19 protein-coding genes are annotated in these 19030 nt (G+C 47.5%); 18 read left to right on the top strand and 1 reads right to left on the bottom strand.

Annotated features, from left to right (window positions below; translation table 11 throughout):
* Window positions 1-36 precede the first annotated feature (36 nt).
* The 18 genes from TRNA_RS33345 (at window position 37) to TRNA_RS33260 (ending at window position 16303) form a co-directional block, all read left to right on the top strand.
* Entirely contained in the window at window positions 37-375 is a 339-nt protein-coding gene (locus TRNA_RS33345) for a nucleotide pyrophosphohydrolase (protein ID WP_003182941.1), read from the top strand.
* Between the two features lie 12 nt (window positions 376-387).
* Entirely contained in the window at window positions 388-1191 is an 804-nt protein-coding gene (dapB, locus tag TRNA_RS33340) for a 4-hydroxy-tetrahydrodipicolinate reductase (protein ID WP_003182939.1), read from the top strand.
* Window positions 1192-1210: 19 nt separating this feature from the next.
* The gene (gene mgsA, locus TRNA_RS33335) at window positions 1211-1624 is read left to right on the top strand and encodes a methylglyoxal synthase (RefSeq protein WP_003182935.1); all 414 of its coding nucleotides are present in this window, start codon (window positions 1211-1213) and stop codon (window positions 1622-1624) included.
* Window positions 1617-2318, top strand: coding sequence for a bacillithiol biosynthesis deacetylase BshB1 (gene bshB1, locus TRNA_RS33330; protein WP_003182933.1), 702 nt, complete (start codon window positions 1617-1619; stop codon window positions 2316-2318). The genes mgsA and bshB1 overlap by 8 nt, the downstream gene beginning before the upstream one ends.
* Window positions 2318-3499 (top strand): N-acetyl-alpha-D-glucosaminyl L-malate synthase BshA, encoded by a 1182-nt coding sequence (gene bshA, locus TRNA_RS33325; RefSeq protein ID WP_009328002.1) that lies wholly within the window; start codon window positions 2318-2320, stop codon window positions 3497-3499. The genes bshB1 and bshA overlap by 1 nt, the downstream gene beginning before the upstream one ends.
* A complete protein-coding gene (locus tag TRNA_RS33320; RefSeq protein WP_009328003.1) occupies window positions 3459-4652 on the top strand; it encodes a CCA tRNA nucleotidyltransferase in 1194 nt (397 codons plus the stop codon). Before bshA ends, TRNA_RS33320 begins: the two co-directional genes overlap by 41 nt.
* Window positions 4637-5620: a bifunctional biotin--[acetyl-CoA-carboxylase] synthetase/biotin operon repressor gene (locus TRNA_RS33315; protein ID WP_009328004.1), complete on the top strand. Its 984-nt coding sequence runs from the start codon at window positions 4637-4639 to the stop codon at window positions 5618-5620. The genes TRNA_RS33320 and TRNA_RS33315 overlap by 16 nt, the downstream gene beginning before the upstream one ends.
* Window positions 5621-5869: 249 nt before the next feature.
* Window positions 5870-6703 (top strand): 3-methyl-2-oxobutanoate hydroxymethyltransferase, encoded by an 834-nt coding sequence (gene panB / locus TRNA_RS33305; RefSeq protein WP_003182922.1) that lies wholly within the window; start codon window positions 5870-5872, stop codon window positions 6701-6703.
* 2 nt (window positions 6704-6705) lie between these two features.
* The gene (panC, locus tag TRNA_RS33300; RefSeq protein ID WP_003182920.1) at window positions 6706-7572 is read left to right on the top strand and encodes a pantoate--beta-alanine ligase; all 867 of its coding nucleotides are present in this window, start codon (window positions 6706-6708) and stop codon (window positions 7570-7572) included.
* Window positions 7572-7955 (top strand): aspartate 1-decarboxylase, encoded by a 384-nt coding sequence (gene panD / locus TRNA_RS33295; RefSeq protein ID WP_003182918.1) that lies wholly within the window; start codon window positions 7572-7574, stop codon window positions 7953-7955. Before panC ends, panD begins: the two co-directional genes overlap by 1 nt.
* A 137-nt stretch (window positions 7956-8092) precedes the next feature.
* Window positions 8093-10885, top strand: coding sequence for an ATP-dependent DNA helicase DinG (gene dinG / locus TRNA_RS33290; protein WP_003182914.1), 2793 nt, complete (start codon window positions 8093-8095; stop codon window positions 10883-10885).
* A 152-nt stretch (window positions 10886-11037) separates the two neighbouring features.
* The gene (locus tag TRNA_RS43315) at window positions 11038-11208 is read left to right on the top strand and encodes a YpmA family protein (protein WP_003182913.1); all 171 of its coding nucleotides are present in this window, start codon (window positions 11038-11040) and stop codon (window positions 11206-11208) included.
* 9 nt (window positions 11209-11217) lie between these two features.
* Complete coding sequence (tseB, locus tag TRNA_RS33285; protein ID WP_003182911.1) at window positions 11218-11703, top strand: cell wall elongation/penicillin-binding protein regulator TseB; 486 nt, start codon at window positions 11218-11220, stop codon at window positions 11701-11703.
* 21 nt (window positions 11704-11724) lie between these two features.
* The gene (locus TRNA_RS33280; RefSeq protein WP_003182909.1) at window positions 11725-12909 is read left to right on the top strand and encodes a pyridoxal phosphate-dependent aminotransferase; all 1185 of its coding nucleotides are present in this window, start codon (window positions 11725-11727) and stop codon (window positions 12907-12909) included.
* Window positions 12910-13058: 149 nt separating this feature from the next.
* The gene (gene asnS, locus TRNA_RS33275) at window positions 13059-14351 is read left to right on the top strand and encodes an asparagine--tRNA ligase (protein WP_003182907.1); all 1293 of its coding nucleotides are present in this window, start codon (window positions 13059-13061) and stop codon (window positions 14349-14351) included.
* Between the two features lie 74 nt (window positions 14352-14425).
* Window positions 14426-15124, top strand: coding sequence for a DnaD domain-containing protein (locus TRNA_RS33270; protein ID WP_003182905.1), 699 nt, complete (start codon window positions 14426-14428; stop codon window positions 15122-15124).
* Window positions 15125-15140: 16 nt separating this feature from the next.
* Complete coding sequence (nth, locus tag TRNA_RS33265; protein ID WP_003182903.1) at window positions 15141-15803, top strand: endonuclease III; 663 nt, start codon at window positions 15141-15143, stop codon at window positions 15801-15803.
* The gene (locus TRNA_RS33260; RefSeq protein WP_003182901.1) at window positions 15800-16303 is read left to right on the top strand and encodes a YpoC family protein; all 504 of its coding nucleotides are present in this window, start codon (window positions 15800-15802) and stop codon (window positions 16301-16303) included. Before nth ends, TRNA_RS33260 begins: the two co-directional genes overlap by 4 nt.
* 20 nt (window positions 16304-16323) lie before the next feature.
* Here the strand turns inward: TRNA_RS33260 and TRNA_RS33255 are convergent, their stop codons facing one another.
* Window positions 16324-19011 carry a penicillin-binding protein 1A gene (locus TRNA_RS33255; protein WP_009328005.1) on the bottom strand — a complete coding sequence of 896 codons (2688 nt, stop codon included), beginning with the start codon at window positions 19009-19011 and terminating at the stop codon, window positions 16324-16326.
* Window positions 19012-19030: the final 19 nt, after the last annotated feature.

Raw genomic sequence — 19030 nt, 5'->3', positions numbered from 1 at the left:
GCTAACATGTAAGAGATGACAGGAGGTTTTGCCAGCATGACGAAAGAAAAAACGATGAAAGATATACAGCGTGAAGTCGACGAATATATCGGCCAGTTTAAAGAAGGCTATTTCAGTCCGCTTGCCATGATGGCCAGACTGACGGAAGAGCTTGGCGAACTGGCGAGGGAAATCAACCATCATTACGGAGAAAAACCAAAGAAAAAAACCGAATCGGAAAAAAAGATCGAAGAAGAAATCGGCGACGTATTGTTCGTTTTAGTTTGTCTTGCGAATTCGCTTCATATATCATTGGATGAAGCGCATGATATGGTCATGGAGAAGTTCAACACCCGTGATAAAGATCGCTGGACAAGAAAAGAAGAAGGAAAGTAGAGGAGAATCAAGATGCAAAAGGATACCATTAAAATCGCAATAGCAGGACCGCGCGGAAGAATGGGAAGCGAAGCGGTCAAACTTGTTGAAGATACCGCACATTTTGAACTTGTCGGTGCAATCGACCGTACATATAACCGTGAAAAGCTGTCAGATGTGATGACGTCAAGTTCAGATGCTGTCATTTACACCGATATCACGGAATGCTTTTCAGAAACGTCTCCGGATGTTCTGATTGATTTGACAACGCCGGAAATCGGCAAGCTACATACAAAAATCGCGTTGGAGCACGGCGTCCGTCCTGTTGTGGGAACGACAGGATTTTCTGAGAGCGACTTGAACGAGCTTATGGAACTGACCGATGAGAAGGGAATCGGAGCTATCATCGCGCCAAACTTCGCGCTCGGAGCCGTGCTGATGATGAAGTTTTCGCAAATGGCTGCCAACTATTTTACCGATGTTGAAATCATTGAACAGCACCATGATCAAAAACTTGACGCGCCAAGCGGAACGGCCTTGAAAACGGCGGAAATGATTTCGGCTGTTCGCGAAGCGAAAACGCAGGGGCACCCGGATGAAAAGGAAATTCTGCCGGGAGCAAGAGGCGCCGATCAAAACGGAATCCGTCTCCACAGCGTTCGTCTGCCGGGATTGATTGCCCATCAGGAAGTGATGTTCGGCGGAGACGGCCAAACCCTGAAAATCCGTCACGATTCATACAATCGCGCATCTTTTATGTCTGGTGTGAAACTGGCTGTTGAACAAGTGATGAAAATCGATCAGCTTGTCTACGGCCTTGAAAATATCATAGAGTAACAAGAAGGGGGAAATCGCTTTGAAAATCGCCTTAATTGCCCATGACCGAAAAAAACAGGATATGATTCAGCTGACGACCGCTTATAAAGACATTTTAAAAAAGCATGAGCTGTTTGCGACAGGAACGACCGGTTTAAAAATCACTGAAGCGACAGGGCTGCCCGTCGTGCGCTTTCAATCGGGGCCGCTTGGCGGTGACCAGCAGATCGGCGCTTTGATCGCGAAAAATGACATCGATCTTGTGATTTTTCTGAGAGACCCGCTGACGGCCCAGCCGCACGAACCTGACGTGTCAGCGCTTATCCGCTTGTCTGACGTTTATGCCATTCCGCTCGCCACCAACATGGGAACTGCGGAAATCTTGATCCGTTCTGTCGAGGAAGGCGCGTTTGAGTTCAGAAACATTGTCCACGGCAGGGATCGCGATGCTTGATATACTTGCTTTCGGTGCACACAGCGATGATGTAGAAATCGGCATGGGAGGAACCATTGCCAAATATACTAAAAAAGGCTTTCAAATTGGAATCTGCGATTTAACCCAGGCTGAACTGTCTTCAAACGGAACAGTCGAAACGAGAAAAAGCGAAGCGGCGCTGGCGGCCGAAATTCTCGGCGCCAGTCCGCGGATTTCCCTCACGCTGCCGGACAGGGGGCTGTTTCCCAGCCAGGCGGCGATCAGGGACGTTGTTGCCGTCATTCGGAAACATAAACCGAAGCTTGTCTTTGTCCCTTATCCAAAGGACCGGCATCCCGATCACGGGCACGCAGCGGAAATCGTCGAAGAAGCGGTCTTTTCCGCTGGTATACATAAATACGAAGATGCAGAAAAACAGCCGGCCCATAAAGTCCAAAACGTGTACTACTATATGATCAACGGTTTTCACAAACCTGAGTTTGTCATCGACATTTCTGAAACGATCAATCAAAAAAAGGATGGCCTTGCTGCTTATCAGAGCCAGTTCACCCGTTCCCGGCAGTCGGTTGAAACACCGCTGACAAACGGATATATTGAAACGGTCGAAGCCAGGGAAAAGCTTTTGGGAAAAGAGGTCGGCGTCGCATACGCGGAAGGGTTTTTTTCAAAGCGGACTCTTCTGTTAAACAACGATTTATTTGGGGGCGGATGATGAAACAGTTAAAAATCGGAATCACATGTTATCCGAGTGTCGGCGGATCAGGAATTATCGCCACCGAGCTCGGCAAGCTGCTTGCGGAAAAAGGACATGAAATTCATTTTATTACATCAAGTGTTCCGTACAGGCTCAATAAAGTGTATTCCAACATCTATTTTCACGAAGTCGAAGTCAATCAATATGCCGTTTTTAAGTACCCGCCGTATGATTTGGCTTTGGCCAGCAAAATGGCGGAGGTGGCAAAGCGGGAACAGCTTGATGTTCTGCATGCCCACTACGCGGTGCCTCACGCGATTTCCGCTTTTTTAGCGAAGCAAATGCTGAACGGAAACATTAAAACGGTCACAACGCTGCACGGCACAGATATAACCGTGCTCGGCTATGATCCGTCTTTAAAAGACCTGATCAAGTTTGCGATCGAATCGTCTGACCGCGTTACCGCGGTTTCTTCGGCTCTTGCCGCGCAAACGTATGATTTGATCAAACCGAACAAAAAAATTGAAACGATCTATAATTTTGTGGATGAGCGCGTGTATTTAAAAAAACAGGAGCATCATTCGCTGAAAGAGCAGTACGGCATTGCACCTGATGAAAAAGTGATCATCCACGTATCCAATTTCAGACAGGTGAAGCGCGTACAGGATGTCATCCATGTATTCAGCCGCATTGTCAAACAAATGAAATCGAAGCTGATTCTCGTCGGCGACGGGCCGGAAATGACCGTGATCTGCCAGCTTGTCAGACAGCTCGGATTAAAAGACGACGTTCTTTTCCTTGGCAAACAAGACAGCGTAGAAGAGCTTTACGCCATCAGCGATTTAAAGCTGCTTTTGTCCGAGAAGGAAAGCTTCGGTTTAGTGCTGCTTGAAGCGATGGCCTGCGGCGTTCCGTGCATCGGCACAAATATCGGGGGGATTCCCGAGGTGATCAAAAACGGAGTATCCGGTTACTTGGTCGATGTCGGAGATATTGAAGGTGCAGCTAGTAAGGCGCTTCATTTACTGACTGATGAAAGCCTGCAGCGCCAGTTTGCGGAAGCGGCGCTGCAAAGCATCAAGGAACGCTTTTCTTCCAACAAAATCATCGCGCAATATGAAGAAATTTATCAACAATTAACAGACTGGGAGTGTGACAATGGAGGATCTCTTTTTGAAGGCTCTTCCTCTCCTTCGTGAGCTGAAAAAACACGGCTGGCAGGCCTACTTTGTAGGCGGAGCCGTCAGGGATGCCCAAATGAACAGAGATGTCGGCGATATTGATATCGCTACAGATGCATCCCCGGAAGAAATCGAAGCCATTTTTCCGAAAACCGTTGATGTCGGAAAGGAACACGGAACCATCATCGTCCTCTTTGAGGGAGAATCCTACGAGGTGACGACCTTTCGCGCAGAGCTTGAATATGAGGATTACAGAAGGCCGAGCGGCGTTCAGTTTATCAAATCGCTGAAGGAAGACCTGAAGAGGCGGGATCTGACGATTAATGCGATGGCGATGGATGAAGAAGGCAGACTGATCGACTATTTCGGCGGGCTCCGCGACATACGGGAAAGATTGATTCAAACGGTCGGCGACCCGGCGGAGCGTTTTCACGAAGATGCGCTTCGCATGCTGCGGGCGCTCCGTTTTATGAGTCAGCTCGAGTTTGAGCTTTCTCCAAATACAAAAAAAGCGATTTGCGAAAACCGTCCGCTCCTGGCCCATATTTCTACAGAGCGGAAAACGGTTGAATTCGAAAAACTTTTAAAAGGAAAAGCAGCAGGCCGGGCTCTGGAAGCAGCGGCTGAAACAGGGCTTTACAAGGAGCTTCCGGGGCTGGACGGCAAAAAGGAGCGCGTTCTGGCTGCCCGAGCTTTTCCTTTTTATCAACTTCAAAAAAGTGCCGATATATGGGCGGCTTTCATTCACATGATATCGATCAATCCCGCTGAAGCGCACCGGTTTTTAAAAGGGTGGAAGCTTCCGGGGAAAGTCATCAGACAGGCGCTCCATACGGCTGAACGGATCGATCAAAAATGGGATGCCGTCTCGATGTATGAGGCGGGGGAAGAGACGCTGCTGGCCGCATCTGCCATTCGCAGCTTGAGGGACAAGCAGGCAATCGATGAAGAGCAGCTGGCTGAAATCAGACAGTCGTACCAGGCGCTTCCGATTAAAAGCCTGAAAGACCTGGCGGTATCTGGAAGCGATCTGCTGAATTTCAGAAAGAAGCCGGCCGGAAAATGGGTGTCCGATGATTTGAAACGGATTGAGCGGGCCGTGTTAAACGGGGAGCTTGCCAATCAAAAAAAAGCCATAGAGGAGTGGCTGGATTCATGCAGTCAAATTTAAGAAAGAAACTCATTCAATTGTTTACCGAGGCAGACGGCGAATTCATTTCTGGCCAGAAAATCAGCGAAGAGCTCGGATGCTCAAGAACCGCCGTTTGGAAGCATATCGAAGATCTGAGAAAATCGGGATATGAACTTGAAGCGGTCCGAAAGCTCGGCTATAAAATGATAAAAAAACCCGACAAGATCACTGAAGATGAAATCAGGCTCGGGTTAAAAACGAAAAAAATGGGACAGACGATCCATTTTCAGGATGTCGTTTCATCAACTCAAAAAATCGCCCACGAACTTGCAAACAACGGTGCGCCCGAAGGAACGATCATCGTTGCCGACAAGCAGACTGAAGGAAGAGGAAGAATGGCGAGAGCATGGCATTCCCCGGAAGGAAACGGCATTTGGATGAGCATCATTTTAAGGCCTGAAATTCCCGTGCAAAAAACGCCGCAGCTGACGCTTTTAGCCGCTGTAGCGATCGTTCAGGCAATCGAAGAGCAAACCGGCATCGCAGCCGAAATTAAATGGCCGAACGATATTTTGATCAACGGCAAAAAAGTGGTCGGGATCTTAACGGAACTGCAGGCGGAAGCTGATCAGGTCCATTCCGTTATTGTCGGAACGGGGATCAACGTCAATCAGCTTGCAGCCGACTTTCCGGAGGAATTACAAGAAACAGCGACAAGCCTTCGTCTCGCAAGCGGTGAAAAAATCGACAGAGCGGCTTTGGTCCAAACAATAATGTCGACGTTTGAAAAAAGGTATGAAGACTATCTCGCCTACGGTTTTGAACCGATCAAGCTTTTGTGGGAAAGCTATGCTTTGACCCTGAACCGCGAATTGACGGCCCGGACGCTGAACGGAACGTTTCACGGCAAAGCGCTCGGAATCGACGAAGAAGGCGTATTGATCCTGGAAACGAGTGACGGCATCAAAAAAATATACTCCGCTGATATCGATATTAATCCGTCATAGTTGGAACGATCCATGCGTTTTTGGTATACTTCGGATGGGCAGTATCCTCTGGGAACTGCACCTGGAAAGCATGCAACTTATAAAAAAACAGTCTGCCTTGATCCAAAAAGGACTGGGACAGAGGGATGATTCTTGCCGAACACGGACGATACGAAATCCTTCTCCTTGCCGGAAGGTTTTTTTGCTGTCCGAAAAGATGCAGATGCAAGCACGGCAGCTCATCTCCTCTGAAAAAGAGGAGGAGAAAACATGAAGACAAAAACTGACTTTCTAAAAATGAAACAAGAGGGAGAGCCGATCGTCATGCTGACTGCCTACGATTATCCGGCGGCAAAGCTTGCCGAACAGGCCGGCGTCGATATGATCCTTGTCGGCGATTCACTCGGCATGGTTGTACTCGGCCTTGACTCGACCGTATCTGTTACGGTTGCTGATATGATCCACCATACAAAAGCTGTCAAACGCGGGGCAAAAGATACGTTTGTTGTGACGGATATGCCTTTTATGTCATATCACTGCTCTTTGGAAAGCGCTCTGAAAAATGCCGCGGCGATCGTTCAAGAAAGCGGGGCAGATGCTTTGAAGCTTGAAGGCGGCGACGGTGTGTTTGAGACGATCACGGCTTTAACACGCGGCGGAATACCTGTTGTCAGCCATTTAGGCTTGACTCCTCAATCCGTCGGTGTTTTGGGAGGCTATAAAGTTCAAGGGAAAGATGAAGAAAGCGCCGGCAAGCTGATTGAAGACAGCAGGCGCTGTGAAGAAGCAGGCGCGATGGCGCTCGTTCTGGAATGCGTCCCGGCAGCGCTCGCTGAACGGATTTCAAAGGAGCTCACAATTCCTGTCATCGGCATTGGAGCAGGTGCTGGCACGGACGGACAGGTTCTCGTTTACCACGATGTTGTCGGACACGGAGTAAGCCGGACGCCTAAATTTGTCAAGCAGTATGCACAAATCGACCAGCCGCTTGAACAAGCGCTTCGGGGATATGTTGAGGATGTCAGAAGCCGCGTGTTTCCTGAAGATGCTCATTCGTTCCGTATAGATCAGCAAGTTCTTGAAGGATTATACGGAGGGAAATAGGCATGATTCAGATCTATACAGCAAAAGATATACAAAACTTAACGAAAAATTACCGCAAGGAAGGCAAAACCATCGGTTTTGTGCCGACAATGGGCTTCCTTCATGAAGGTCATATGTCGCTAGTAGAAAAAGCGCGAAAAGACAACGATATTGTCGTGATGAGCATTTTTGTCAATCCTATGCAGTTCGGTCCGGGAGAAGACTATGAAGCGTATCCGAGAGATATTGAAAGAGACCGTCAGCTTGCGGCCGGCTCAGGAGTGGACGTCTTGTTCACTCCTGAGCCTGAAGAAATGTACGGCCAGGAGCCGACGGTTACCGCAAGCGTGAAAAAGCGGACGGATGTCCTTTGCGGCCGTTCAAGAGAAGGGCATTTCGACGGTGTCGCAACAGTGCTCACAAAGCTGTTCAATCTCACGTCTCCGACAAGGGTTTATTTCGGCATGAAGGATGCCCAGCAGGTTGCCGTCGTCGACGGGCTGATCAACGACTTTTTCATGGATATCGAGCTGATCCCTGTCGAAACAAAACGGGAAGAAGACGGGCTTGCCAAAAGCTCAAGAAATGTCAATCTGCGAGCTGAAGAACGGCAGGAAGCAACCGCTCTTTACCGAGCTCTTCAGCGCGGCGCCGAGCTGATCCGCAATGGAGAGAGAGACCCGGAGGCCGTTAAGCGGGAGATTCGGAGCATTCTGGAAAAAACGAGTGGTGTTATTGATTATGCCGATATTTATTCATATCCCGATCTGGAGATCAGGGATCCATTGACTGGAAAAGTCATCATAGCGGTTGCCGTTCAGTTTTCCAAAGCCCGCTTAATTGACAATATCATCGTCGATATCCCGGCAGATCAAAAGGAGGATTTGTGATGTACCGTACGTTAATGAGCGCAAAACTTCACAGAGCGAGAGTGACGGAAGCCAATTTGAACTACGTCGGCAGCGTGACAATTGATGAAGATTTGCTGGATGCTGTCGGAATGATGGCAAATGAAAAAGTGCAAATTGTGAATAATAATAACGGGGCCCGGCTGGAAACGTACATTATTCCCGGTGAAAGGGGCAGCGGCGTCGTTTGTTTAAACGGAGCTGCCGCCCGCCTTGTCCAGGTTGGAGATGTCGTCATCATCGTGTCTTATGCGATGATGTCTGAAGAGGAAGCAAAGACCCATAAGCCGAAGGTTGCCGTTTTGAACGAGAGAAACGAAATCGAGGAAATGCTGGGTCAGGAGCCAGCCCGTACCATTCTGTAGCCCCCTTGCCTTTAGGGGGCTTTCATATCGTTTGGAAAGAGCGAAAGAGAAGAAGCCGGTTTTGAAGCTTTTCCCCCGCGCCTTTTTAAAACGTGTTACACTTTTGTCGAAGGTATCGAAATTGAGGTGTCCATTGAATGAACAATCAACGATATGTGGTCATTGATGTGGAAACGACAGGGAATTCTCCGAAAAAAGGCGACAGAATCATTCAAATTGCAGCGGTTGTGATTGAAAATGGACAGATAACCGAACGTTTCTCCAAATATGTGAATCCCAATCAGCCGATTCCCGCTTTTATTGAGCAGCTGACGGGCATTTCGAATGAAATGGTTGAAAATGAAGAACCATTTTCGGCGATTGCCGAAGATATTTTTGAGCTGCTTCATGACAGCTGTTTTATCGCTCATAACATTCATTTTGATCTTGCTTTTGTCAAGCATGAGCTGCAGCTGGCCGGCTTTGGTGAGATTGAATGCAGCGTTCTCGATACGGTGGAGCTTTCGAGAATCGTCTTTCCGGGTTTTGACGGCTATAAATTGACAGAGCTGAGCGAAGAGCTTCAGATTCGCCATGAAAACCCGCACAGGGCTGACAGCGATGCGGAAGTGACCGCTTTGATCTTTTTACATATGATGGACAGACTGAAAAGGCTGCCGATTCCCGTTTTGAAATCTATCAGACGTCTATCCTGGCATTTGATCAGCGACGCGCAGGAGCTTTTTGACGGCTTGATTGCTGAAAAAGGCGCCGATGCTGAACTTGAGGCCGGCTTTACGAAGGTCGGTTCTTTTGTGATCAGGACTCCTGAAGTCGAGGATGAAGAGGCCGGCCATAAGAGCCGGGTTCCGCAGACAGAGCCGCTCATTTGGGAAAGAGACGGCGGGCTTTCTTCATTGGACGACCGGTTTGACAAGAGAGAAGGTCAGACAAAAATGATGCGGGAGGTCTGGACCGCTTTTCAAAATCATGAGCATGCGTTAATAGAAGCCGCTACTGGAATCGGAAAATCGCTCGGATATCTCGTGCCGGCTGCAATTCACGCCAAGCAAACAGGCAAACCGGTCGTGATCAGCACATATACGACATTGCTTCAGCAGCAAATGATAAACCGCGATATCCCGCTTTTGGAAAAGATTTTTCCATTTCCGGTAAAAGCCGCGGTTTTAAAGGGCCGCTCCCATTACTTATCCATTCGCAAGTTCAAGCATATTTTACAGGAAGATGATGACAATTATGATAGCGTCCTAGCAAAAGCGCAGATTCTCGTCTGGCTGACAGACACGGAAACGGGCGATTTATCCGAAATTAATCTCCCGTCAGGCGGAAAGCTTTTATGGGACAGACTGGCATATGATTCGCATTCATATGCAGAAAGCAGCAACATGAGGAAATTGTGTTTTTATGAAAGAGCCAAAGCGAGGGCCCAGAAGGCTGATATGATCATTACCAATCATGCGCTTCTGTTGACTGACGAAACCAATCAGCGAATCCATACCGGAGATGCCGATATGTTCATTATTGATGAAGCCCATCATTTTGAGCGCGCGGCGGGCGAGCAGTATGGAGCTAGAGCAGACTATGTCTTTCTCCACAAAAGATTGATGAGGCTCGGCACCCTCAAGCAGAGGGGTATTTTGAAAAAAGCCGAACGGCTCTACCGGTCGGCAGGCATTTCATCAGAATCCTTTTTCCAAATGGACGAATGGCTCGCTCAGCTTCTTGAAGAAAGCGATCTATTCTTTACGGCTGTTCATTCTTTTGTCAAGAGGAGGAAACCAAGAAACGATCTAAACCGTCTCTTATATAAGATCGGCGAAACCGGTGAAAGCAGAGCATGGAGCAGGCTTGAAGAAGGCGCACGAAGACTGTGTTCCATGCTGTATGACATGCATCGGCTGTTTATGGATCAAAAGAAAAGCCTCGCTGAAAAACAGGCTTCTTTCACAAGCCGTCAGGCGTTTTTGTTAGAGGAATACGATTCGTGCATGAACGACCTTGAAGAATATCGAAAGACGCTCGGCCGCTTGATGTTTGACCCTGTTGAAGATGAGGTCGTCTGGATTGAAATTGACGCGAAGGGCGCAAAAAACGCCGCTGCTATTTACGCTCAGCCGCTTGATACAAGCGAAATTCTGGCCGACCGGTTTTTCACCGAGAAAAAAAGCGTTGTCCTCACATCGGGGACGCTTGTCGTCGAGAACTCTTTTGACTATATGATCAAAAAGCTTGGTTTAAGCGATTTCTATCCGAGGACCTTGCAAATCGAGTCGCCTTTTTCTTATGATAAACATATGAATATCATGATTCCGACGGATGTCAGCCCGATTCAAAACGATCCGGGAGACTATATTCAGGATGTCTCGCGTTACGTCAAGGCGCTTGCAAAACAGAAAGATGCCAAAGTGCTCGTCCTGTTTACGTCTCATGATATGCTGCGAGACGTCTACCATACATTGAAAAATGAGGAAGACTTTCCTTGTCAGCTCCTTGCACAGGGGATTTCCGGCGGAAGTCCCGTTAAGGTCATGAAGTTGTTTAAATCGTATCCTCATGCGGTTCTTCTCGGAACGAACCATTTTTGGGAGGGCGTTGACTTTCCGGGTGATGAGCTGACGACGCTGATCATCGCAAGGCTTCCGTTCAGACCGCCTGACCATCCGGTTGAATCAGCAAAGTGCGACCGGGCAAAGAGAAGGGGAGAAAGTCCGTTTCAAGCGGTATCTCTGCCGGAAGCTGTCCTGGCCTTCAGGCAGGGAATCGGCAGGCTGCTCCGCTCAGAGAAAGACAGCGGAACGGTCGTTATTCTTGACCGCCGCATCCGAACCTCTTCCTACGGCACGGTGTTTATGAAGGCTCTGCCCCCTGCAAAAGTCATGGAGCCTACTTTCCTTGAGCTTGAAGCCTACATAGCCGGGAAAAACGGCTAAAAGCCGCATAAAGCGGCTCTTAAATGGTGTGGATTAAGGTTTTATTTTTTAGGCTGTTTATTTAAACGGATATCCCGTTGTAACAACTAGTATGGCTTTTGCTACAAAGAGTATGAATTACAATTATTGTTTCGTTCGGAGGTATTTGAAAAATGGAAAACAAAATCGAAATTCTATCTACTGTAAGCGTCGAGCACTCAGAAGACCTGTATAAAATCGTTGATCTTTTGAACCGTACGCTCAAACGCGATGATCTCATGTTCGGCCTCGCTCTCGATGAAGAAGACCAAAAACAGGCCATTTTTACGATTTATCGTACTTAGGAGCAGAAAATGGGCAAAAAAACATTAATTTTCATACTGATATTTGGTATTATCTTTTTAACAGCACTTCTTGCGGGAGCGAATGTCTACCGTACGGCAATGGATCAGAAAGAAAACGGCCACGAGCAGGCTGCCGAAACAGCCAGGCAGGAAGCCGGCTTAAAACAAGTTGACAGCGTGGAGACGTTTGTCGGTAAAGAAAAGCAGTACATTGTTACAGGGGCAGACAAAAAAGGCGACAAAATGTATGTTTGGGTGCCTGCTGACAAAAAGCAGAAAACGCTTTACAAAAAAGCATCAGCCGGCATTACCGGCCGCCAGGCTGCAAAAGCTGTTCAGGATGAGGGCCTGATGTCTGAGCTTAAAGAGGTGCACCTTGCAAGGGAAGGCAATGTTCTATTGTGGGAAGTTACATACTTAAATAAAGATGGGCAGTACAGTTTAAGCTATGTGGACTTTATAAACGGAAAAATTCACAAAAATATTACGCCTTAGACGAAACAGGGGGAAATCGAGTTGAATCTAGCTAAAAGAGTATCAGCGTTAACACCATCTGCAACATTGGCAATCACTGCAAAAGCAAAAGAATTAAAAGCGGCAGGGCACGACGTCATCGGTCTTGGGGCAGGTGAGCCGGATTTTAATACGCCTGAGCACATCATTGAAGCGGCTGTCCGTTCGATGAACGAAGGACATACCAAATACACGCCTTCCGGCGGTCTTGCGGCGCTGAAAGACAGCATCCGCGATAAATTCAAGCGCGATCAGGGAATTGAATACAGCCAATCGGAAGTTATTGTGTGCACAGGTGCAAAGCATGCTCTTTACACCCTATTTCAAGTGCTCCTCGACGAAGGGGACGAAGTGATTATTCCGACTCCGTACTGGGTCAGCTATCCTGAACAAGTCAAGCTTGCAGGCGGCAAACCTGTGTTTGTGGAAGGCCTTGAGGAAAACAGCTTCAAGATTTCTCCGGAGCAGCTCGAAAAAGCCGTCACAGAAAAAACGAAGGCTGTGATCATCAATTCCCCAAGCAATCCGACAGGGATGATGTATACGGAAGAAGAGCTCAAAGCTCTCGGTGAAGTATGCCTTCGACGCAACGTTTTAATCGTATCTGATGAAATATATGAAAAGCTGATTTACGGCGGAAAAAAACATGTATCCATTGCACAGCTTTCTCCAGAACTTAAAAACCAAACCGTGATCATCAACGGGGTTTCCAAGTCACACAGCATGACCGGCTGGAGAATCGGTTATGCAGCAGGCAGCGAACCGATCATTAAAGCGATGACGAACCTAGCCAGCCACAGCACGTCAAATCCGACATCTGTCGCTCAATATGGAGCCATTGCCGCTTACAATGGGCCAAACGAGCCTGTTGAGGAGATGAGAAAAGCTTTTGAAGAACGGCTGAACAAGGTGTATGAACTGCTTGTTGACATTCCGGGATTAACATGCCTGAAGCCTGAAGGAGCCTTCTACTTGTTCCCGAATGCAAAAAAAGCGGCAGAATCGTGCGGCTTTTCAAGCGTTGATGAATTCGCCGAAGCGCTTTTGGAAGAAGAAAAGGTTGCGATCGTTCCTGGTTCAGGGTTCGGCGCACCGGACAACATCCGTCTGTCGTATGCGACATCCCTGTCACTTTTGGAAGAAGCGGTTGAACGCATCCGCCGCTTTGTCGTGAATCGCAGCCGCTAGAAATTAAAAAGCGTCCGCAGGCGGACGCTTTTTTCATGCACACAACCTGCATTGACCTGATCGATTTAAAAAAGGTATAATATACGTTATGGACGTCAGAAAGAATGATGGCTTGACCGAATTCTTTCGTGTTTTGGAGGGAAACGATAGTGAAAACAACAATAAACCAAGTGTACAAGCATGTTGGTGAAGAAGTAACAATCGGCGCTTGGATCGCCAACAAACGTTCAAGCGGCAAAATTGCGTTTTTGCAGCTTAGAGACGGGACAGGCTTTATCCAAGGAGTCGTCGTCAAAGCGGAAGTGGACGAAGAAACATTTCAAACCGCTAAGTCTGTAACACAGGAAACATCATTATATGTAAAAGGCGTCGTCAAAGAAGACGAGCGTTCGCCTCTCGGCTACGAGCTTGCTGTGACGTCGCTTGAAGTCATCCATGAAGCGACAGATTATCCGATTACACCTAAAGAACACGGAACAGAATTTTTGATGGATCACAGACATTTGTGGCTCCGTTCAAAACGGCAGCATGCAACGATGAAAATCCGCAACGAGATTATTCGCGCTACATACGAATTTTTCAATAAGGAAGGCTTTGTTAAAGTCGATCCTCCGATTTTGACGGGAAGCGCACCCGAAGGAACGACAGAGCTTTTTGCGACAAAGTATTTTGACGAAGATGCCTACCTTTCGCAAAGCGGCCAGCTTTACATGGAAGCTGCTGCAATGGCTTTAGGAAAAGTCTTTTCATTCGGACCGACTTTCAGAGCTGAGAAATCAAAAACGAAGCGCCATCTGATCGAATTCTGGATGATCGAGCCGGAAATGGCTTTTGTCGAATTCAACGAAAACCTTGAAGTTCAAGAGAACTATGTCTCTTTTATCGTCCAAAGCGTGCTTGAAAACTGCAAAATAGAACTGAATACGCTCGGCAGAGACACTTCCAAGCTGGAGCTTATCAAAGCGCCTTTCCCAAGAATCACGTATGATGAAGCAATTCAGTTCTTAAAAGAGAAAGGCTTTGACGATATTGAATGGGGCGATGACTTCGGCGCTCCTCACGAAACGGCGATTGCTGAAAGCTATGACAAGCCGGTATTTATTACACACTATCCGACATCATTAAAGCCGTTTTATATGCAGCCTGCACCTGACAGGGAAGATGTCGTATTGTGCGCTGACTTGATTGCGCCTGAAGGCTACGGCGAGATTATCGGCGGATCTGAACGGATTCATGATCTCGAGCTTCTCGAAGCGCGCCTGAAAGAGCACGGTTTAGAATCGGACGCTTATCAATGGTATGCAGAGCTGAGAAAATACGGCTCAGTTCCGCATTCAGGGTTCGGACTCGGACTTGAACGGACGGTTGCCTGGATCTGCGGCTCTCCGCACGTCCGCGAAACGATTCCGTTCCCAAGACTGTTAAATCGCTTATATCCTTAAGAAAAAAGTCTCCTGATTGCAGGAGACTTTTTCACAGTCATCCATGATATACTGGAAGGTAAGAGGTGTATCGAATGAAAAAACAGCACTTTATTAAGATGCAGGATATGGGAGCTGTCACCATTCCGAATCTGCTCTTTATGAACTATCGGGAGCTTGGCTTAAACGAGACAGAATTCATGCTGCTCTTAAACATTAAAATGCATGTTGAAAGAGGTTCTTTTTTTCCGACGCCGGAGGAATTAAGCAAGACGATGTCGATTGAAACCGAAGAATGCATGAATATGCTGAGAATGTTCATTCAAAAAGGCTTCATCTATATAGAAGAATGCGAAGACCAGAACGGCATTAAATTTGAAAAATATTCGCTCGAACCTCTCTGGGGCAAGCTGTTTGAGCTTTTAGAAATGGCCGAGCAGAAAAAACTCGCCGAACAGAATGAAGGCGAACAGAAGAGCCTTTATACAATCTTTGAAGAAGAGTTTGCACGACCGCTTTCTCCGCTGGAATGCGAGACGCTCAGCATCTGGCTTGACCAGGATCATCACGATGCACAGCTGATCAAACAAGCTCTCAAAGAAGCCGTCATATCAGGAAAATTAAATTTCCGCTACATTGACCGGATTCTGTTTGAGTGGAAGAAAAACGGCGTTTCAACAGTCGAACAAGCCGTAAACTACAGCCAAAGATTCAGGCGGAAGACTGCTCCGCGGCAAAATGAGCAAAAGGAGTATACAAGACAGGTTCCTTTTTACAATTGGCTTGAACAATAAAGTGAAAGGTGAAGACATGCTAACAAAAAAACAGATCGAGTTTTGTTTAGACACAATCGGTGAAATGTTTCCGGATGCAGAGTGCGAATTAGTCCATGACAATCCGTTTGAACTTGTCATCGCTGTCGCTTTATCGGCCCAGTGCACAGACGCGCTTGTCAATAAAGTGACGAAAACGCTTTTCCAAAAATACAAAAAACCTGAAGATTATCTTGCAGTTCCGCTTGAAGAGCTGCAGCAGGACATCAAATCGATCGGCTTATACCGCAACAAAGCTAAAAATATTCAAAAGCTGTGCAAAATGCTGCTGGAAGACTACGGAGGTGAAGTGCCGAGAGACCGCGATGAGCTGGTGAAACTTCCGGGTGTCGGAAGAAAGACCGCTAATGTCGTCGTTTCCGTGGCATTCGGCGTTCCTGCCATTGCCGTCGACACCCATGTGGAAAGAGTTTCAAAAAGGCTCGGCATTTGTAGATGGAAGGATTCGGTCATGGAAGTTGAAAAGACGCTGATGAAAAAAGTGCCTGAATCAGAGTGGTCCGTCACTCATCACCGCTTGATTTTTTTCGGCCGCTATCACTGTAAGGCGCAAAGACCGAAATGCGAAGAATGCCCGTTGTTTTCTCTGTGCAGGGAAGGGCAAAAACGATATAAAAAAGGGCTGGTGAAGCTGCTGTGACAAGCGTTTCACTGTTGGACGAATACGAAAAAACGCTGCGGAAGAAAAGGCCGGAATCCGGCGAAAGGCTTGCGGTACTTTCTGAAAATCCGCTCTGCTATGATTTTTTTCAAGACGCAGGAGAGGACAAGCCTTGGGAGCATGCGGAAGAATGGGTCCCGCTTCTGTTTGCAGAATGGGAACGCACAAAAGAAAAGCTTCTGCCCGTCTTTAAAACGAGAAAATCAAGGTGCAGCCAGGATGACATGCTCAACGGGGTGTGCTGCTTGATCGCAAGCCTTCACTGGACGATGGGGGAGCCTGTCAAAAGTCTCAACTGGGAGATCATCACCCGGAAGGATTTTGGAGCAAAGCCGATGAACTGGACGGAACGGCTCGAGTTCATCCTGCTGAAACCGACGCAGTACCATTGTTTTATCCAGCTTGACGAATTGTTTACGGAAATGAAAAAGCAATTTTATAAATATGTTGCCATGAATCATAAAAAAGCCACTCACTAAATTGTGAGTGGCTTTTTTGATCAATTGGTGCCGGTTGATTGACCGTTGGAATTTGTTTGTTGATCACCTGTGTTGGCGCCTTGATCCGGGTTTTTGTTTTTGTCTTTATCTTTATCTTTATTTTGATCGTTGTCTTGATCATCGGCGTCATCATCTTTTCTGCCGTTGTTTTGGTCTGAATTTCCCGGATTTTGATTGTTTTGATCGGAATTTCCTGGATTTTGATCATTCGGCTGATTTGAATTGCCGTTATTTTGTTTGTCTTTGTCCTGATCATCATCAGCATCCTGCTTCTTCTCGTCATCGTCTTTCTTTTCATCGTCCGTTTTTGACTCATCCTCATCAGCCGCGTTGACTTTAAGCGTTACAGAAGCAGGGTCGCTTTCACCATCTTCGGTAACGGCAGTGACTTGGAATCTGTAAACGGATCCTTCTTTTGCATTCGGTATGACGGCTTCTTTCGCACTGCTGTTTTGAATTTCGCTGTATCCGCCTCCGTCAACAGACTGTTTGACTTTAAAGGATACATCACCGTCTCCGGAATATGACCATGAAAGCTTAATGCTCTTTGATGCTTCATCATACTCTGCGCTCAAACCTGACGGCTTGTCGGCATTTTCTTTTTCTTCATATTTTTTCGAAACGGTCGTCGGCTGTGTGCCTTTTACAAAGTACTCAGTGACTTTTTTATCGCTAGGCGTGTTGCTGCTGGCGAGCACCGGCGGGTTCGAGCCTTTTAGAACGGTCGCTTCAACGACGCTGTCAGGCTTTTCAAATGAGCCGCTGCCGTTGTCCACCTTGGCAATCAGTTTTTTGAATAGGAGCTTGGCGACTTGCTGTTCGCTCTGGCTCAGCGAATTAAAGCCTTCTTTACCGGTCCAGACCGCTGCGGTATATTGCGGCGTATAGCCGACGAACCATGAATCTCTCGCTCCGTTTCGATTTATGCCGTGTTTTCTAATGTCGTCCTCGGTAAAGTTCGTCGTACCCGTTTTACCTGCTACAGTGACGCCGGGGACTTGAGCCGCTGTTCCTGTTCCTCGCTGAACAGCGCTTTTCAGCATATCCGTTATCATAAATGCGGTATAATCGCTCATGGCAGCCTTTGATTCAGGCGTCAAATCAAGCTTAGTGCCGTCATTGAATTCCACCGCGGTAACAGTATGCGGCTCATTGTAGTAGCCGTTGTTGCCGAAGGCGCTGTACGCTCCGGCCATTTGCAGAGGCGACACACCATTTCCGAAGCCGCCGATTGCATAAGCTTCCACTAAGTCATCTGAATTTATGTTAAGGCCAAGGTTGCCTGCAAATTTTACAATATTGTCTTTGCCGGCTGCCTGGAACGCTTTTAAAGCCGGGATGTTTCGAGAATCGACCAGCGCCTCTCTCATCGATATCCAGCCTCTGTAGCTTCTGTCATAGTTGTTAATCGGATCTCCAGTTGAATACGTGTATGCTTCATCTTTAATCTGTTCATACGTCGACCATTTCTTGTTCTCAATGACAGGGCCGTAGTCAAGGATTGGCTTAATCGTTGAACCGGGTTGACGTTTAGTATCTACTGCATAGTTAAAGTCGCCTGCTTTCCGGTCGCGTCCGCCGCCGAGCGCGCGGATCTCTCCGGTTTTCGTATCGAGCAGGGTGAGGCCGGCCTGCATTTTTTCGGTATACTGAATAGAATCGCCGTCCATCAGCTCATCCACATAATCCTGTGCGTCTGTATCAATCGTCGTGTAAATCTTCAGTCCGTCCGTTCCCGGAGTGACGTTCGCTTTTTCTTTCACTTCGGCGACGGCCTGCTCGATAAACGCGCTGTATTTGTTGGACGTTGTTTTTGCGTACTCTTTCGGAGATACAAGGCCTTTTGTGACGGCTACTTTTTTCGCTTTGTTGTACTCTGCGTCAGAGATAAAGCCGTGTTTATTCATCAGGCTCAGCACGACATTGCGCCGTTTCTCGGCTTTTTCCGGATGTTTGATCGGGTTGTAGTTATTCGGGCTTTGCGGCATGCCGGCAAGCGTTGCGGCCTGCTCGACCGTTAAGTCGTTTAGATCTGTAACCCCGTAGAACTGCTCAGCCGCTTTTCCGACACCGTAGGCCTGCGGCGAGAAGTAAATCCGATTTAAATACATTTCAAGAATTTCGTCTTTTGAGTATTTTCTTTCCAGCTGGAAAGACAGCCAGACTTCCTGGACTTTCCGTTTCAGCGTTTTTTCATGTGACAGAAGGGAGTTTTTGACGACCTGCTGTGTGATCGTACTTCCGCCTTCAGAACCAAATCCGCCTTCGAAGTTTGCCAGAAGCGCTCCTCCGATCCGGATCGGGTCGACGCCGTGGTGGTCATAGAAACGGGCGTCTTCCGTTGCAAGAAATGCGTTTTTGACGGAATCCGGGATGTCTTTAATCGACACGTACGTCCGTTTTTCCGAACCGATTTCGGCGATTTCTTTTCCGTTTTTGTCATAGATGGTAGAAGAGTACGGTGTCTTCAGTTTTGCTTCATCAAGGGACGGCGAGTCCGCTACCATCACCGCAAAAGTGACGCCCCCGGCAATCAAGCCGATAACACCGATGATTAAAATGGATAAAAGAATTTTCTTAAACAATCCTGCTTTTTTCTTTTTCTTGGGTTTAGAATGAGTATTAGACCTGCTTTTGCCCTGCTGGGCTTTTCGCCGTTCCTGGCGGCTGTTAAATTGATCTGACATAACATCTCAACCTTTCGTA

The sequence above is a fragment of the Bacillus licheniformis DSM 13 = ATCC 14580 genome (assembly GCF_000011645.1).
In the GTDB taxonomy this organism is placed as follows: Bacteria; Bacillota; Bacilli; order Bacillales; family Bacillaceae; genus Bacillus; species Bacillus licheniformis.
The sequence above is the reverse complement of the archived record's forward strand: the minus strand, read 5'-3'. Positions and strand labels throughout refer to the sequence as shown.

Bases quoted from the DNA above. Each gene is read 5' to 3' on its own strand.
- TRNA_RS33345 (WP_003182941.1), top strand. From the start codon at position 37: ATGACGAAAGAAAAAACGATGAAAGATATACAGCGTGAAGTCGACGAA.
- dapB (WP_003182939.1), top strand. From the start codon at position 388: ATGCAAAAGGATACCATTAAAATCGCAATAGCAGGACCGCGCGGAAGA.
- bshB1 (WP_003182933.1), top strand. From the start codon at position 1,617: ATGCTTGATATACTTGCTTTCGGTGCACACAGCGATGATGTAGAAATC.
- bshA (WP_009328002.1), top strand. From the start codon at position 2,318: ATGAAACAGTTAAAAATCGGAATCACATGTTATCCGAGTGTCGGCGGA.
- TRNA_RS33320 (WP_009328003.1), top strand. From the start codon at position 3,459: ATGGAGGATCTCTTTTTGAAGGCTCTTCCTCTCCTTCGTGAGCTGAAA.
- TRNA_RS33315 (WP_009328004.1), top strand. From the start codon at position 4,637: ATGCAGTCAAATTTAAGAAAGAAACTCATTCAATTGTTTACCGAGGCA.
- panB (WP_003182922.1), top strand. From the start codon at position 5,870: ATGAAGACAAAAACTGACTTTCTAAAAATGAAACAAGAGGGAGAGCCG.
- panC (WP_003182920.1), top strand. From the start codon at position 6,706: ATGATTCAGATCTATACAGCAAAAGATATACAAAACTTAACGAAAAAT.
- panD (WP_003182918.1), top strand. From the start codon at position 7,572: ATGTACCGTACGTTAATGAGCGCAAAACTTCACAGAGCGAGAGTGACG.
- dinG (WP_003182914.1), top strand. From the start codon at position 8,093: ATGAACAATCAACGATATGTGGTCATTGATGTGGAAACGACAGGGAAT.
- TRNA_RS43315 (WP_003182913.1), top strand. From the start codon at position 11,038: ATGGAAAACAAAATCGAAATTCTATCTACTGTAAGCGTCGAGCACTCA.
- tseB (WP_003182911.1), top strand. From the start codon at position 11,218: ATGGGCAAAAAAACATTAATTTTCATACTGATATTTGGTATTATCTTT.
- TRNA_RS33270 (WP_003182905.1), top strand. From the start codon at position 14,426: ATGAAAAAACAGCACTTTATTAAGATGCAGGATATGGGAGCTGTCACC.
- nth (WP_003182903.1), top strand. From the start codon at position 15,141: ATGCTAACAAAAAAACAGATCGAGTTTTGTTTAGACACAATCGGTGAA.
- TRNA_RS33255 (WP_009328005.1), bottom strand. From the start codon at position 19,011: ATGTCAGATCAATTTAACAGCCGCCAGGAACGGCGAAAAGCCCAGCAG.